This is a genomic window from Klebsiella sp. DY2415, from assembly GCF_026314315.1.
Lineage (GTDB): Bacteria > Pseudomonadota > Gammaproteobacteria > Enterobacterales > Enterobacteriaceae > Klebsiella > Klebsiella ornithinolytica.
On record NZ_CP111115.1, the window covers coordinates 4,953,626 to 4,969,757 of the forward strand.

The window sequence follows — 16,132 nt, forward strand, 5'->3', positions numbered from 1 at the left end:
TGATGATAATCAGGCCATAGAGCAGCATCCGTATAGTACAGTATTCCACCTCTTGCCCGACATCGTTAATGACAGCCATACTTCTCGTTCCAGGAATCAGAGTGAAGAATGTTACCGTCTTTATAAAGGTGCGTGATTTTCTCATAACTCAGGGAAATATCTTCCATGTGACCCGTCCCGGTCACCGATCTCGTGTCGTGCATAACAGGGCTATAGTGAACCACTCTCACATTTTCTAACGTGATGATGTAGTAGATTTCCTCTTGTCCACTGTAGTTAATTCTGTAGAAATTAAATTCAGCACTTTTCAGCGTCTGGCCTGTCGCAACAGCCTTAAACAGATACGGCGATGAACTGTCAATCTCTTTGGTGAAGTTAAAAGAGCAGTGTTGACGGGAACCCGTGACTTTACCAGTGAGGGGATCTGTAGGGATAATTACGCCGTGCTGCAAACTTCGTAGTTCTATGCTGCCATCTCTTCCGTGAACATCACACGACCCCACGTGGACTGACCCCACCCCGGTAGACGATCCTGCCCTATAGTTGGACTGACCCCACCCCGGTAGACGATCCTGCCCTATAGTTGGACTGACCCCACCCCGGTAGACGATCCTGCCCTATAGTTGGACTGACCCCACCCCGGTAGACGATCCTGCCCTATAGTTTGAGCATAGCAACTGTCTTTCGAGCGCGGCTACGAAGCATGCTGGTGATACATCGGATCCCATGCTTCATTCTTTTTCAGCATTGCGTTCAGGATGGTCAGCAATTTTCTGATGCAGGCCGTCAGTGCAACTTTTTTAGGTTTTCCTGCGGCAACCAGGCGTGTATAGAACTCTTTAATTACAGGGTTGTGCCTCGTCCCAACCAGGGCTGACATATAGAGAGCTGTACGGACTGAAGCTCGCCCTCCGAATACAGTTCGGCGACCGCGCATCGTACCGGAATCCCTGTTTACTGGAGCAACCCCAATAAGGGCACTAATTTCTCGTCGTGACAGTGAGCCAAGTTCTGGGACTTCTGCCAGTAGTACAGCGACTGTCGCAGAGCCAACTCCTTTAACTGCGTTCAGAAGCTCGGATAATTCACTGAAATGCTCCTTGATGTGAATCGCCATTTCACCTTCAATACGCGCCAACTCGCCCTTCAGGGCCGAAATAATTGATCTGATGCTTGCATGGCTCAGAGGATGCGAGGGATGTAATCGGTTTCGTTCGGCTGTAAGCATGATCGTGAGCTGTCTGCGTCTGACCACCATCGCAGCCAGAATCTGCCTGTGGGCATCAGGTAAGGGACGAATGTATCTTTCCCGTTCTGGGTGCTGGTTAATAACTTCTGACATCTGAAGCAATACTCTGGCATCTATACGATCAGTCTTCGCCAGATAGCCCATTGCACGAGCAAAATCTCGAGCCTGGCGGGGATTAATGACGACAACGTCAAACCCTTCTGATTGAAGATAACAAGCCACACATGACTCCAGACCCCCTGTCGCCTCCATGAGGATCAACCTTGTTTCATTTCGCTTTAACTCTCTGAGAACTTGAGTAAAACCGTCAGTTCCATTTGGTACAGTGAACTGGCTGGCAATATTGCTGATTGCAATATCCAGAGTACCTTTTGAAACATCTATGCCTGCACAACGTTGATTTGACACGCTCATCTATACCCCTCCTTGCAAATACGATTTGAAGTTCGGACAACTGTTCGGGCTTCAGATGAACGGCTCAGCCTGTGCGTCAATCGCTATGCTGCGGGCTTTAATAACCCCGGGAGGAATCGGACTACACAGGCCTTGCCAAATCTAAGCCAGATCATAGTAATCCACTTTTGAGATACAAGGAGGAGCGTATGGGCACACCACGATTTACACCTGAATTTAAGGAAGAAGCCGTCCGTCAGATAACGGAACGCGGTTATTCCGTTGCCGAAGTATCTGACCGTCTGGGTGTTTCTGCACACAGCCTCTACAAGTGGCTACGGGCTATCAAACCTGATAACAGCGAACAGCATGCCCGGGATTTACTGGAAGCCAAAAGCGAGATCCTGAAACTTCGGGCGCAGCTAAAACGTACCGAAGAAGAACGGGATATCCTGAAAAAGGCCGCGCGGTACTTTGCAAGGGAGCCCGACTGAAGTACCGCTTTATCAATGAGCACCGCACTGTATGGGGTGTGATGACGATGTGTCGGGTACTGCATGTCGCCCGGGCCGGGTTCTACGCGTGGCTGCACAACCCGGTCTCGGCGCGTGATAAAGATAACCAGCGTCTGCTGACGCTTATCCGTGATTCATATTCACTGAGCGGAGGCGTATACGGTTACCGGCGGGTTCATGGCGATCTGAACGAAATCGGGGAAACCTGCGGCAAAAACCGGGTGGGCCGTATTATGCAACTGAACCGGATTAAAGCCGTGCGTGGCTATAAAGCACCACGGCGTATCGCCGGCCGACCTTCAGTGGTTGCCCCTAATCGCGTACAGCGGCAGTTTACCGTTGTCCGGGCCAATCAGGTCTGGGTCACCGACATCACTTATATCCGGACCTGGCAGGGATGGTTGTATCTGGCGGTGGTTATCGACCTCTTTGCCCGTAACGTGGTGGGTTGGTCGATGAAGCCGACCCTCTCACGCGAACTGGCACTGGATGCGCTGATGATGGCGGTCTGGCGACGTAAACCGGACAGCGAGGTCATCGTGCACTCAGACCAGGGCAGCCAGTACGGCAGCGACGACTGGCAACGGTTCTGTCGGGCCAATAACCTGGCACCCAGTATGAGCCGGCGTGGCAACTGCTGGGATAATGCGGTGGCCGAATCGTTCTTCAGTTCACTGAAAAAAGAACGGATCAGAAAACGCATCTATAAAACCCGGGATCTGGCCCGGGCCGATATCTTCGATTACATTGAAGTGTTCTACAACCGGGCCCGGCGTCACAGTCACCTTGGCGGCGTCAGTCCGGAGGCCTTTGAACAGGCCTCGTCGTGAGGACAGAATTTGTCTACGGTCGTGGGGTCAGTCCACAAAACCACAATGGGGCGGGAAGCCAGTGCCGTTGTGGGTGTGGTGAATTCAGTTAATGACCCGGACACAGTACTGAAAGACTTTATTCACAAACATCTCACCAGACCGGCTCTTACTAACGCTGCGATGCCGGAACAGGACCCTGTGTTTAAACTGGCGGGCGTTGCACCGGATTATGCGGCCCGTCTGGATTTCAGTAATCAACCCTCTCCGGCAGCTATTCATAAAATGAAGGTTCGTCAGGAACGGGCTGAGAAGGAGAAATCAGTATGACGGCCCGGGCCACTCCTGCGCAGGCGCTTACCAGTTTTCGAAACGCCCGTATTCTGTGGGCTGGACATAGTGAGAGCCGAAAAGCCGCTGAACAACAGATAGAATCTCTCCTCACTGCCACGGAAAAACCAGCAGATTATGCCCGACAGCTCGGGTTACTGCGGGAACGACTGGATGTGCTGAAATGGCAGATTAACTGCGCTGCGCGTGAGTGTATGTACTCGCAGCATCTGCTGATGGAGGCCTGCACAGAAGACGCTCTCAGCAGTTTTATGCAGGCGAATGGAGCAGCCCTGACATCTGCACTGGCTCCGTTTCTTAAGGGGCGTGGAGGGGTTGACGTTGCGTCCCGTATGTTACGCAGTGCCCTGGTTCGCCAGCTCGCAATAACACCGCCTGAAATCGCCGGGGATTATCGTGAGATTCTGGATGAATCCGGTGTGATGCCTGACCCCAATATGGTTCGTGACTGCCAGGGTACTTACACTCCGGCACAACATCTGCGCTTTCAGCAACGCCTGAATGACATTAACGATATGCAGGAGTGATATTAATGGCACTTAAATGTCCCGAATGCGGTACGACGGCACACGCCAGAACCTCCGCCTATGAAGCACCATCGGTTAAACGCTCATGGTATCAGTGCCAGAACCTGGAATGTTCCTGCACATTTACCGCACTTGAAAGTGTGGATACGATAATTATGAAGCCCCGGCGCAATGAAAATGTACCAGTCGAACCGGAGCAACCTGAAAAGCAGCAGAGAACGCTCAATCGCTATGGCTCCGCGTCAAAGCTGTCAGGCCGTCAGCAAATCCCTGTCTGATTAGCAAAAAACGCCCACGTAATCCCGGTCCAGTACCGGGATTTTTTACGCCTTTTCCCTGGCTGGCCTGAGAGCGCGTGAGTGCATGTCTATGGCGCATGAAAACGCATGAGTATCATGCGCCATTTTTGACGCGAAAGCCCTTGTGCGGCAGCTTCTGAGACGATTTACGGGGTGCATGAAAACCAGTCTGTTAAGCGAAGCGGGCAGGCGGGCGGGGCTGCGCGCGCAAAGTGGTTGATAGGTATCTTTAACTTGGTGGTATACTCTTAGCCTTGTTACTCATGTGTAGAGCATTTGATGTAACGAACCGATTACTATTTCACACTATTAAGAAGGATTGGAGATGGCCAGAGGCGAATTAATGAAGAAACTTTTGGCTAGCTACGGTAATGATGATGAATTTCGTTCTGTTGCTGAACGAATCATAAATGAAGAAGAAAAAAAGAATAATAAAGTTTTGGCTAATAGCCTAAGAAGGACGCTTGAAAATAGCCGAGCTGTAGGTTCGAATTACTCATTAAAAGGATTGGAGCGATTCTCTCCCATGAACGAGGCCACTAATGATTTTGTGGAACGAGTTGAACCAAGCCATTTCCATAAAGATTTAGTTTTATCTTTCGATAACGTTAGAATCCTTAAAGGGTTAATAGAGGAGTATCGTTTTGCTGAAGCTATTCGGAAGAATGGTCTATCATTACGCACGAAACTTCTTTTTTGCGGGCCTCCCGGCTGTGGTAAGACTCTAACAGCAGAAGTGTTTGCATCCACGTTAGGCTTGCCTATGTTTATCGTAAAATTAGATAAATTGATGTCATCATATCTAGGCGAAACTGCGACCAATATACGCTCAATTTTTGAGTTCGCCAACAATAAGCCTTGCGTTCTTTTTTTGGATGAGTTTGATGCTATTGCTCGCTCTAGAGAAGATAGCAATGAACACAATGAACTTAAACGAGTTGTGAACAGCTTGCTATTATTTATTGAAAGGTTATCACCTAAAGGTTTTATGATTGCAGCCACCAACTTAGATAAAAGCATTGATCCAGCTGTATGGAGACGTTTTGATGAAGTCATATGGTTTAAAAACCCTGATAAAGGAATGATTAGGAGATTTTTAAAAAGCAGATTAAAAAATATTAAATATGATTTTAATCCAGATAATTATGTTTATAAGTTAGAAAAAATGAGTTTTTCAAGTCTAGAGAGAGTGCTTAATCAAGCAATAAAATCAATGATTATTGGAAAACATAAAGTTTTGAATGAGCGTTATTTTGTCGATGCGATAAATGATGAACATCGAAGAAATAGTGGTGTTGAACAAATGCGATAATATACATGGAGTCTTATATGGCAGAGTATGAACATTTACGACTTGTTAAAATTCCTCAGCAATTAGAAAGAAGAAAAAAACCGGGATATGGTTCAGCTCCAAAACGTAACTCTCAGGAAAGAACAATACATGGAACATCTTTAATTCATCAAATTGATAGTACAGTTGCATATGTTCGAAGTAAACGTATTCCTGGAAACATTGATCCATCATTGATCATGAAGGTTAAATATGATGGGTCTGCTGCCGATGAAGACTGGTTAAGGCTTGGGTTACAGGTTCTATCTCACGACGATGATAAAACTTTAGTATTATTTTCTTCTAACGATTCACTGGCCGATTTAAAAGACAGAATTAATGCCTACTCAGGGCCTATACCCGCAAAACAAAAGAACCCATCCTACAATAATTTCGTAGGTAATTTAATTTCAATTGAAACCATTACAAGTACAGACAGAATAGGAATCCGTTTTAAAGAATCTGGTTTTAATGCCATAGATGATTTCGATGAAATGGAAAATTATATTGTCGATATTGAATTATGGGATTTTGGAGGAAGAATAGAAAGAGAAGCGAAAATTGAAACCATTAAAAACCTTATTGTTAATAATGGTGGAGATTTTCTAGATTCCTATATTGGCCCCTCAATTTCCTTATTGAGGGCACGGTGTAATATATCCGCATTAAAATTAGTATTAGAAATACCAGAAGTCTATACCATTGACTTACCCCCCATGCCAGATATGGAGACCAAAAAATACTTTAAATTTGAATTAGATGACACGCCACAACCCATTAATGCATATGAAGATTTGCCAGTTATAGGTATAATTGACAGTGGATTAAACAATCATCCTTTTTTAGATAACGTAATTGTCGGAACCGTGTCTTACCTAAATGATGCTGGTCAAGACTCTTGGGGACATGGCACTTCGGTTGCGGGAGTTGCAGTTTTTGGAGACTTACGACATCAACTGGCTCAGAACCAACTGATTCGTTACGCTAGAATATGCTCGGCTAAAGTTGTAGATGATGAAGGACGTTTTCCAGACGATGTAGTAATTCCCAAATTAATGTCGCAAGCAATTAGACAGCTTCATCATGACTTTAATTGTAGGATATTCAATATTTCACTCGGTGATCCTAAAGCTCCTTTCAAGGGTGATCGAAATGGGCAATGGGCTTCAATTCTCGATGACTTAGCTAGAGATCTTGATATATTGATTATAGTTTCCGCTGGAAATGGTTCTTCTTGGGGGGCAGAACCAGAGGATGCAATTTCTGAATATCCAAACTATTTAATAGAAAAGAGAAATAGATTTCTTGAACCCGCAGGTGCAGTGAATGTATTAACGGTAGGTTCCTTATCTCATGGAGATGGATTACCTCCTGATCTAGCAGAATATGTTGGAGTCATCCCTACCGCACGAATGGATGAGCCTTCGATTTTTACCAGATCTGGGCCGGGGATTTTAGGAATGTGTAAACCCGACTTAGTAGATTACGGCGGAACTGCGCTTTACGACACAGCCATACATAATATAAGGCCTGGTGGAGATATTCCTGAATCCGGCATATTAAGTTTAAACAATAAATTTTTAAATAGTCTTTTTACAGCTTCCTCTGGTACATCAGTTGCGGCGCCTATGGTAGCTAATAAGGCTGCATTATTGTTGAAACAAATACCAAATAGTACGGCTAACTTACTGAGAGCCTTGTTAGTAAACGCCTCTTCTCATCCTTTAGAGAATCAACAGCGCATTAATTTACTTGATGGAAAATCCAAAAATAACATCTATGGAAAAGGATTGGTAAGAGTAAAAAATTTAATCTCATCCGAAGATAATCGAGTAGTATTATACTCTCAAGATGTTTTACAGCCTGATTATTTCGCTGTATATGAAATACCAATTCCAGATAACTTCAAGAACACCAAAGGTAAAAAAAACATCAGTATTACACTTGCCTTTGACCCACCGGTTAGACATACAAGAAAAGATTATCTTGGCTGTGAAATGAACTTCAGGTTAATAAGAGGTAAAACTGCCGACGATGTATTCAACTTTTTCAAAGTAAAAGAGGAAGGTGATGCTATCTCTGAAATGCCTAATAAATATAATTGTGATCTAAAGCCAGGCGCAAATTCTAGAGATTTTGCAACAATACAATCGGCTTCGGTCAGTTATGATAATGCCATAGAGAATTATGGAAATACGTACCATCTTGTTGTACGTTGCCAAGCCGGTTGGGCTGATTTTATTCAGCAACAACGTTATGCGATTGTAGTCGAGCTCACGCATACTGAGAATGTAAATATTTACCAGACCATCCAGCAAAGAGTTCAGCCAAGAGTACAAAACAGAAATCGAATTTAAAATAGAATAAACAGGCAACCATGTTGCCTGTTTATTCTATTTTAAATTAAGTTTTTTAGCAAACTCATAAGGAGTAATCATTTGTTTCTTAGTTGCATCTATATAATCAGACCACCATTGAACCATCAATCGACGTTCATCCAAGTGTTCAGACGTATGAATATATGCCGCACGCACACTATTTCGTTCTGAATGACTCAGCTGCCTTTCTATCGCGTCATCGCTCCATAACCCTGACTCACCCAATGCACCACGCGCCATCGTCCTAAACCCATGCCCACAGACTTCGGTTTTCGTGTCATAGCCCATTGCACGTAAAGCGCTGTTCACTGTGTTTTCACTCATAACCTTTGTTGCGTCATGATCCCCTGGAAAAAGTAGCTCTTTATCACCACTAATCTGCTTAAGCTGCTCTAACAAAATCATCGCCTGTCGACTAAGAGGAACTATATGCTCCTCTTTCATCTTCATGCCACGATACGAGTAACGAACGCCTTTAATTTCTTCACGCTTTGCAGGTATACGCCAAAGAGATTTATCGAAGTCGAATTCATCCCAGCGCGCAAAACGTAGTTCACTGGAGCGCACAAAGGTCAGTAAGGAAAGCTCGACCGCGATCCGTGTCATTATGCGGCCACGATATGCAGCAAGACGAGCAAGAAACTCAGGGAAGCGGCTAGAGGGTAAAGCGGGGTAATGTCGCGCTTTGGTTGTAGAAAGCGCACCGGCCATATCACTGGCTGGATTTGAGTCGATGTAATCGTTCTGTACGGCATAACGCATAATGGCCGTAACGCGCTGTTGCAGGCGCTGAGCGACGTCGTGTTTACCACTGGCATCAACTTTTTTAATCGGGGATAGCAGGTTGCTGGTTTTGAGCTGGCGAATGTCGGACGAACCGATATGAGGGAAGATATAAAGCTCAAGATAGCGAAGAACGCGCGATCGATGGTCTTCACTCCATCGCTTGTTACTGGCGTGCCATTCGCGAGCAATGGTTTCGAAAGTATATGCCCCTGAATTCTCGGCCTGAGCTTCTTTCTGTTCGGCTTTTGGGTCAATACCCTGTACTAACAGTTTTTTAGCTTCATCGCGTTTTGCTCTTGCCTGAGCAAGCGTCACCGTAGGCCAAACACCAAAAGCGAGGCGATCCTCTTTTTTGTCAGAGGGCCGTCTGTATTTCATGCGCCAGTATTTAGAACCCTTGGCCGAAACCTCGAGATACAAACCGCCACCATCGGCCATTTTGTAGGTTTTGTCTTTTGGCTTTGCGGTCTCGACCTGTCTGGCGTTGAGCTTCATTTGGGGGCATATTTCTAATCGAAGTTAAGATGCCCCCAATTATGCCCCCAATGACATCCGGATTTCAACGGACAACCTCGGACGACTCAGGACGTAAAAATCGCTGCAAACATTGATTTTAAAGGGATAACTGGACTTTCTCGGATGGTCTTGGAAGTACTAATGGTGCCGAAGGCCGGACTCGAACCGGCACGTATTTCTACGGTTGATTTTGAATCAACTGCGTCTACCGATTTCGCCACTTCGGCACTGAAGGGATACGGAAACGTTGTGGATTATACCTGTCGATGGCCGCCATGCAAGCAGCAGCGTGTCTCCGCCACGCTAAGTGTCGAAAAAAACAGCGCCCGGCCTGCTCAGGAGCGTCTCAGGTCACATTTTCCCCTTCGCCTGCCCGGCAAGCTTACCCCGCTCCCCTTCCCCTTCCCCTTCCCCTTCCTTCTTCGATTGCCCCGTCTGCCTGCCTCCTTCTGCCAAGCGTCGCCCCGCCCCATGCTCTACACTTTCTGTTTATCTACGCCAAACCAAGGAAATCGTGATGAGCACAATTAAAAGCTACGCCGCCAAAGAAGCGGGCGCCGATCTGTCGCTGTGGGAGTACGACGCGGGCGAACTGCTGCCGCAGGATGTCGAAGTACAGGTTGAATACTGCGGCATCTGCCACTCCGACCTGTCGATGATCGACAACGAATGGGGCATGTCGAGCTATCCGCTGGTTGCCGGCCATGAGGTGATTGGCCGCGTGGCGGCGCTGGGCAGCGCGGCGCAGGATAAAGGACTGAAAGTCGGACAGAAGGTGGGCATCGGCTGGACGGCCCGCAGCTGCGGGCACTGCGATGCCTGCATCAGCGGCAACCAGATCAACTGCCTCGAAGGCTCGGTGCCAACCATCATCAACCGCGGCGGCTTTGCCGATAAGCTGCGCGCCGACTGGCAATGGGTGATCCCGCTGCCGGAGAGTATCGATATCGAATCCGCCGGCCCGATGCTGTGCGGCGGGATCACCGTCTTTAAACCGCTGCTGATGCACCACGTCACCGCCACCAGCCGCGTGGGCGTCATTGGTATCGGCGGCCTCGGCCATATCGCCATTAAGCTGCTGCGCGCCATGGGCGCCGAAGTGACTGCCTTCAGCTCCAGTCCGGCGAAAGAGCAGGAAGTGCTGGCGATGGGCGCCGATCGGGTGGTGAACAGCCGCGATCCTGAAGCCCTAAAAGCGCTGGCCGGCCAGTTCGATCTGATCATCAACACCGTGGCGGTGGATCTCGAATGGCAGCCGTACTTCGAAGCGCTGGCGTACGGCGGCAACTTCCATACCGTCGGCGCGGTGATGAAGCCGCTACAGGTTCCCGCCTTTACCCTGATTGGCGGCGACCGCAGCATCTCCGGTTCAGCTACCGGCAACCCGTCCGAGCTGCGCAAGCTGATGAAGTTTGCCGGACGCAGCAAAGTGGCCCCGACTACCGAGCTGTTCCCGATGTCGCAGATCAACGAGGCGCTGAAACACGTGCGCGAGGGTAAAGCCCGCTATCGCGTGGTGCTGAAAGCCGACTTCTAAACCCCCTTATCCGCCGGGCGGCGCGTCTGCCCGGCCTGTTCCCTCAGCCGGCGCCCGCTGAAGGTTCATTAAACGGTCATCTCCCCGCCATCCCCTTGCAGTCATTCGTTCTCACAATCCGGGCTTCCATAAACGCCTGAACGAGACGTCTGCCACCATGAGAAAAACCTGGCTCCCCTGGCTGATACTGTCGCCCTCCCTGCTGTTTTTACTACTGTTTACCTGGTTCCCGCTGGGCCGTTCGGTGTACGACAGCCTGTTCGATACCCGCATGGCCAGCGACAACGCGCCGTTCGTCGGGCTGGATAACTTCGTCCGCCTGTTCGCCGATAACGTCTTCTGGCAGTCGCTGCTCAACAACCTGCTCTATATCCTGCTGACCGTGGTCCCCGGCGTGACGCTGGCCCTGCTGCTGGCCGTCGCGCTGAGCGAAAACCACCGCGTTAACCGCTGGCTGCGCACCGCCTTTTTCTTCCCGATGATTATCCCGATGGTCAGCGCCGCCGCGCTGTGGCTGTTTATCTTTATGCCCGGGCTCGGCCTGCTCGACCACTATCTGGCGAAGCTGTTCGGGCCGATGAACAACAACTGGCTGGGGCGCAGCAACAGCGCCCTGCTGGCGCTGGCGTTGATCGGCGTATGGAAGTTCGCCGGCTACTACATGCTGTTTTTCCTCGCCGGGTTGCAGAGCATCCCGGCCTCAACGCGTGAAGCGGCGATCATGGAAGGCGCCACCCGCAGCCAGGTGTTCTTTAAGGTGACGCTACCGCTGCTGCGCCCGACCCTGAGCTTCGTGATCACCACCGCGCTGATCTACTCCATCACCCAGATTGACCACGTGGCGGTGATGACCCGCGGCGGGCCGGATAATGCCACCACCGTGCTGCTCTACTACATCCAGAATCTGGCGTGGGATACCCACGACCTCGGCAAAGCCTCCGCCGCCACCTTCCTGACCCTGGCCGGGCTGTTCGCCTTCTCGCTGCTTAACCTCAAACTGCTGGAGAAAGGAGCCCACTATGAGCGCTGAAGCCTCGCCGCTGGTTGTTCGTTCGCCGGTCGCCTCACTACCGCTGTGGCTGCGCCTACGTCGCTCGCAGCCGTTCACCCTCAGCGTGCTGATGTGCTGCCTGGCTCTGCTGTGGGTCAGCCCGTTTATCTGGATGCTGGCTACCGCGTTCAGCGCCACCACCTTCGGCGAGGATATGGCCTCCCTGCTGCCGCGCCTGCCGCTGACGCTGGATAACTTCCGCGACGCCTGGGCCAGCGCCGACTGGCTAAGCCTCTACGCCAACACCCTTATTTTTACCTTCGGCACCTTCTTCGTGCAGCTGTTGACCATCACCACCGCCGGCTATGTCTTCGCCTGCCACCAGTTCCGCGGCAAGCAGACCCTGTTCCTGCTGTTCCTGGTCCAGCTGATGATCATGCCGGTGGTGATGATGGTGCCGAACATGCTGACTCTGAAGACCTTCGGCCTGCTCAACACCCTCACCGGGGTGATGATGCCCTACTTCACCTCGGCGTTCGGCGTGTTCCTGATGCGCCAGGCGTTCCTCGCCATCCCCAAAGAGCTGGAAGAAGCCGCGCTGATGGAGGGCTGCCGCTGGTGGCAGGTGCTGTTCCGCGTGCTGCTGCCGATGTCCTGGCCGTCGGTGCTGGCCTTCGCCACCGTCAGCATTACCTACCACTGGAACGAGTATCTGTGGCCGCTAATGATGCTCAACGATCCCGATAAGCAGGTGCTGACCGTGGGGCTGGTCTCCTTCGCCATGGGCGCCGAATCCGGCGGCCAGTGGGGCACCATCGGCGCTGGGACGCTGATGGTCTGCCTGCCGCTGATGCTGGCGTTCATCCTTTTCCAGAAACAGTTCCTGCGAAGCTTCGGCTTCTCCGGGATCAAATAAGGAGTTATCTATGCTGTTAGGCCAGATTTCCGATACCCATTTCCGCAGCCGCGGGCAGAAGCTGTACGGCTTTATCGACGTTAACGCCGCCAATGCCGACGTGGTCTCCCAGCTCAACGCCCTGCAGGAGCGTCCGGACGCGGTGGTGGTCAGCGGCGATATCGTCAACTGCGGCCGCCCGCAGGAGTACGAGGTGGCCCGCCAGATCCTCGGCAGCCTGAACTATCCGCTGTATCTGATCCCCGGCAATCACGACGATAAAGCCCTGTTTCTCGAATACCTGCATCCGCTGTGTCCGCAGCTCGGCAGCGACCCGCAGAACATGCATTACGCGGTGGACGACTTCGCCACCCGCCTGCTGTTTATCGACTCCAGCCGCGCCGGCACCTCCAGCGGCTGGCTGACCGACGAAACCATCAAATGGCTGGAGGCCCAGCTGTTCGACGGCGGCGATAAGCCGGCGACGGTGTTTATGCACCACCCGCCGCTGCCGCTGGGCAATGCCCAGATGGACCCCATCGCCTGCGAAAACGGCCATCGTCTGCTGGCGCTGGTGGAGCGCTTCCCTTCCCTGACGCGCATCTTCTGCGGTCATAACCATAGTCTGACCCTGACCCAGTATCGCCAGGCGATCATCTCCACCATCCCGGGAACCGTCCATCAGGTGCCCTATTTCCACGAAGACCGTCGCCCGTACTACGACCTGTCGCCGGCGTCGTGCCTGATGCACCGCCAGGTCGGCGAGCAGTGGGTCAGCTACCAGCACCCGCTGACCCACCACGCCGGGCCGTGGCTGTATGACGAAAACATCAGTTGCCCAACGGAAGAGCGTTAATTCTCATGCTTAGTTTGCAAAACATCAGTAAGCGTTTCGACGGTAAACCGGCCCTCGACGCCCTCTCCCTCGATATTCACGAAGGCGAATTCGTGGTGCTGGTCGGCCCCTCCGGCTGCGGCAAAAGCACCCTGCTGCGCCTGCTGGCCGGGCTGGAGCCGGTGAGCGAAGGCGAGATCTGGCTGCACGACCAGAACATCACCACCCTGTCGCCGCGCGAGCGCAACTTCGCGATGATCTTCCAGAACTACGCCTTGTTCCCGCACCTGTCGGTGCAGGACAACATCACCTTCGGCATGAAGGTACGGAAAGAAGATAAGGCCAGCTGGCAGCCGCGGGTCGATAAAGTGGCGCAGATGCTACAGCTGGAAACGCTGCTGGACCGCAAGCCGGCGAAGCTCTCCGGCGGCCAGCGCCAGCGGGTAGCGATGGCCCGCGCCATCGTGCGCAACCCGCGCCTGTTCCTGATGGACGAACCGCTCTCCAACCTCGACGCGCGTCTGCGCAGCGAAGTACGCGACAGCATCATGGATCTCCACCAGCAGCTAAAAACCAGCACCGTCTACGTCACCCACGATCAGACCGAGGCGATGTCGATGGCCGATCGCATCGTGGTGATGAACGGCGGCCACGTCCAGCAGGTCGGGCGGCCGGAGTACCTCTACGCCCATCCGGCCAACCTGTTCGTTGCCGGGTTTATCGGCTCACCGGCGATGAATCTGCTGTCGCTGCCCTGCGCCGACGGCGAGGTGCAGCTCGGCGACCTGCGCCATCCGCTGCCGCCGCGCTACCGTGACGAGTCCCGGGTCTGGTTCGGCATTCGTCCGGAACATATCAGCGATCGCGTGGAGGAGGGGCATCTGCGCCTCTGTGCCACCGTCCTGCAACGAGAACTGATGGGAGCCGATTATCTGCTTCACGTCAGCACCCCCATCGGCACCCTGCGCTTTAGCCGCCGCCATCGCGGCGCGGTGCCGGAGAAAGGCGACACGCTGATCCTCGGCTTCTCGCCTGCCGATATTCATCTTTTTCATGCTGAGCAACAGCACAATTTACTCCAGGAGATTGACCATGCTTAAACCTCTGACGGCTCTCGCGGTTGGGTTAAGCCTCGCGCTAAGCGGCGCGGCGCTGGCAAAAGAGAAGATCGATTTCATGTTCCCGGCGCCGGTAGACGGCAAGCTGACCATGGAGATGACCCGCGTCATCAAAGCCTTTAACGATTCGCAGCAGGATGTCGAAGTGCGCGGGATCTTCACCGGCAACTACGACACCACCAAGATCAAAGCGGAATCGGCGCAGAAGGCCGGACAGCCGCCGGCATTGGTGATCATGTCCGCCAACTTCACCACCGATCTGGCGCTGAAGGATGAGATCCTGCCGATGGACGATCTGTTCCAGTATGGCGATCAAAAAGCGGGGGACTTCCTGGTCAAGGAGTTCTGGCCGGCAATGCATAAGAACGCCCAGGTGATGGGCACCACCTACGCTATTCCGTTCCATAACTCGACGCCGATCCTCTACTACAACAAAACGATGTTCGATCGGGCCGGGATCGCGCAGCCGCCGCAGACCTGGGCCGAGCTGCTGGCGGATGCCAAAAAGCTGACCGACGAGAGCAAAGGCCAATGGGGGATCATGCTGCCGTCGACCAACGATGACTACGGCGGCTGGATCTTCTCGGCGCTGGTACGCGCCAACGGCGGAAAATACTTTAACGAAGACTATCCGGGCGAGGTCTACTACAACGCGCCGACCACCATCGGGGCGCTGCGCTTCTGGCAGGATCTGATCTACAAAGACAAAGTGATGCCCTCCGGCGTGCTCAACTCGAAGCAGATCAGCGCCAGCTTCTTCTCCGGCAAGGTCGGGATGGCGATGCTCAGCACCGGCGCGCTGGGCTTTATGCGCGAGAACAGCAAAGATTTTGAGCTCGGGGTGGCGATGCTGCCGGCGAAAGAGCAGCGTGCGGTACCGATCGGCGGCGCCAGCCTGGTGAGCTTTAAAGGTATCAACGACGCGCAGAAGAAAGCGGCCTATCAGTTCCTGACTTATCTGGTGAGCCCGCAGGTCAACGGCGCATGGAGCCGCTTCACCGGCTACTTCTCGCCGCGCAAAGCCTCGTACGATACGCCGGAGATGAAGGCCTATCTGCAGCAGGATCCGCGCGCGGCGATTGCTCTGGAGCAGCTGAAGTACGCCCATCCGTGGTACTCCACCTGGGAGACCGTCGCCGTGCGTAAAGCGATGGAGAACCAGCTGGCGGCGGTGGTTAACGATGCCAAAGTGACGCCGGAAGCGGCGGTGCAGACGGCGCAGAAAGAGGCCGATAGCCTGATGAAGCCGTACGTCGACAAAACCGCCCTCGCTGAGGTGAAGTAAGCCCCTTGTCGCTCCGGCGCCTCTCCCCGGTGGCGCGCTGCTTACCGGGGATACAGACCAGCGCCGTACCGTAGCCTCCCGCTGGCGCGACGCTTACCGGAGTTACTGACCAGCGCCGTACCGTAACCTCCCGCTGGCGCGACGCTTACCGGGGATACAGACCAGCGCCGTACCGTAGCCCGGGCAAGGGGTTTACCCCGCCGCCCGGGAACCTGCTCCCCGAGGTGATATTGCTCGCCCTTTCCACGCCAGCCGTTTGATTTTTCAGCGTAAAAAGGGTACGTTTTCACCTTCCCCCCAGCGTGAGCAGTCGTGCAT

Annotated in this window: 15 protein-coding genes, 1 tRNA gene and 1 pseudogene; 12 read left to right on the forward strand and 5 right to left on the reverse strand. The window is 52.4% G+C overall.

What is annotated here, in order from left to right; translation table 11 throughout:
• Window positions 1-65: 65 nt before the first annotated feature.
• Both OQV00_RS23485 and OQV00_RS23490 read right to left on the reverse strand, forming a co-directional pair.
• Complete coding sequence (locus OQV00_RS23485) at window positions 66-518, reverse strand: Hcp family type VI secretion system effector (RefSeq protein ID WP_064357819.1); 453 nt, start codon at window positions 516-518, stop codon at window positions 66-68.
• A gap of 176 nt (window positions 519-694) precedes the next feature.
• Window positions 695-1,663 carry an IS110 family RNA-guided transposase gene (locus OQV00_RS23490; protein ID WP_065906418.1) on the reverse strand — a complete coding sequence of 323 codons (969 nt, stop codon included), beginning with the start codon at window positions 1,661-1,663 and terminating at the stop codon, window positions 695-697.
• 188 nt (window positions 1,664-1,851) lie between these two features.
• Between OQV00_RS23490 and OQV00_RS23495 the strand changes: the two genes are divergently transcribed.
• The 6 genes and pseudogenes from OQV00_RS23495 (at window position 1,852) to OQV00_RS23520 (ending at window position 7,830) form a co-directional block, all read left to right on the forward strand.
• Window positions 1,852-2,987 (forward strand): IS3 family transposase gene (locus tag OQV00_RS23495; RefSeq protein ID WP_201996915.1). Its coding sequence is split into 2 segments (ribosomal slippage): window positions 1,852-2,098 and window positions 2,098-2,987, totalling 1,137 coding nucleotides; the frame shifts between segments, so codons are not numbered across the junction.
• 27 nt (window positions 2,988-3,014) lie between these two features.
• Window positions 3,015-3,296, forward strand: a pseudogene (locus OQV00_RS23500) (septation initiation protein); the annotation flags it as partial.
• Window positions 3,293-3,844, forward strand: a complete 552-nt coding sequence (locus OQV00_RS23505; RefSeq protein WP_266279502.1) for a phage polarity suppression protein — start codon at window positions 3,293-3,295, stop codon at window positions 3,842-3,844. The pseudogene OQV00_RS23500 and the gene OQV00_RS23505, both read left to right, overlap by 4 nt.
• A gap of 5 nt (window positions 3,845-3,849) precedes the next feature.
• A complete protein-coding gene (locus OQV00_RS23510) occupies window positions 3,850-4,122 on the forward strand; it encodes an ogr/Delta-like zinc finger family protein (protein WP_048276941.1) in 273 nt (90 codons plus the stop codon).
• Between the two features lie 346 nt (window positions 4,123-4,468).
• A complete protein-coding gene (locus tag OQV00_RS23515; protein ID WP_039024018.1) occupies window positions 4,469-5,455 on the forward strand; it encodes an AAA family ATPase in 987 nt (328 codons plus the stop codon).
• A 17-nt stretch (window positions 5,456-5,472) separates the two neighbouring features.
• Window positions 5,473-7,830, forward strand: coding sequence for a S8 family peptidase (locus tag OQV00_RS23520; protein ID WP_266279505.1), 2,358 nt, complete (start codon window positions 5,473-5,475; stop codon window positions 7,828-7,830).
• A 36-nt stretch (window positions 7,831-7,866) separates the two neighbouring features.
• On the opposite strand, the gene OQV00_RS23525 is transcribed toward OQV00_RS23520, so the two are convergent.
• Together OQV00_RS23525 and OQV00_RS23530 are read right to left on the reverse strand one after the other, a co-directional pair.
• Window positions 7,867-9,132, reverse strand: a complete 1,266-nt coding sequence (locus tag OQV00_RS23525; protein WP_266279507.1) for a tyrosine-type recombinase/integrase — start codon at window positions 9,130-9,132, stop codon at window positions 7,867-7,869.
• Between the two features lie 163 nt (window positions 9,133-9,295).
• Window positions 9,296-9,380: transfer RNA gene (locus OQV00_RS23530), tRNA-Leu, on the reverse strand.
• Between the two features lie 290 nt (window positions 9,381-9,670).
• Here OQV00_RS23530 and ahr point away from each other — a divergent pair.
• The 6 genes from ahr to OQV00_RS23560 all read left to right on the forward strand — a co-directional run bounded on the left by ahr (window position 9,671) and on the right by OQV00_RS23560 (window position 15,814).
• The gene (gene ahr, locus OQV00_RS23535) at window positions 9,671-10,690 is read left to right on the forward strand and encodes an NADPH-dependent aldehyde reductase Ahr (protein WP_015585286.1); all 1,020 of its coding nucleotides are present in this window, start codon (window positions 9,671-9,673) and stop codon (window positions 10,688-10,690) included.
• Between the two features lie 157 nt (window positions 10,691-10,847).
• Entirely contained in the window at window positions 10,848-11,720 is an 873-nt protein-coding gene (locus tag OQV00_RS23540) for a carbohydrate ABC transporter permease (protein WP_004857408.1), read from the forward strand.
• A complete protein-coding gene (locus tag OQV00_RS23545; protein WP_004857406.1) occupies window positions 11,710-12,597 on the forward strand; it encodes a carbohydrate ABC transporter permease in 888 nt (295 codons plus the stop codon). The genes OQV00_RS23540 and OQV00_RS23545 overlap by 11 nt, the downstream gene beginning before the upstream one ends.
• Window positions 12,598-12,607: 10 nt before the next feature.
• A complete protein-coding gene (locus OQV00_RS23550) occupies window positions 12,608-13,432 on the forward strand; it encodes a phosphodiesterase (RefSeq protein WP_266279510.1) in 825 nt (274 codons plus the stop codon).
• A gap of 5 nt (window positions 13,433-13,437) precedes the next feature.
• Window positions 13,438-14,511, forward strand: coding sequence for an ABC transporter ATP-binding protein (locus OQV00_RS23555; RefSeq protein WP_044349346.1), 1,074 nt, complete (start codon window positions 13,438-13,440; stop codon window positions 14,509-14,511).
• A complete protein-coding gene (locus OQV00_RS23560; protein ID WP_127673423.1) occupies window positions 14,504-15,814 on the forward strand; it encodes an ABC transporter substrate-binding protein in 1,311 nt (436 codons plus the stop codon). Before OQV00_RS23555 ends, OQV00_RS23560 begins: the two co-directional genes overlap by 8 nt.
• A gap of 41 nt (window positions 15,815-15,855) precedes the next feature.
• On the opposite strand, the gene OQV00_RS23565 is transcribed toward OQV00_RS23560, so the two are convergent.
• A complete protein-coding gene (locus tag OQV00_RS23565; protein ID WP_266279513.1) occupies window positions 15,856-16,104 on the reverse strand; it encodes a hypothetical protein in 249 nt (82 codons plus the stop codon).
• Window positions 16,105-16,132: the final 28 nt, after the last annotated feature.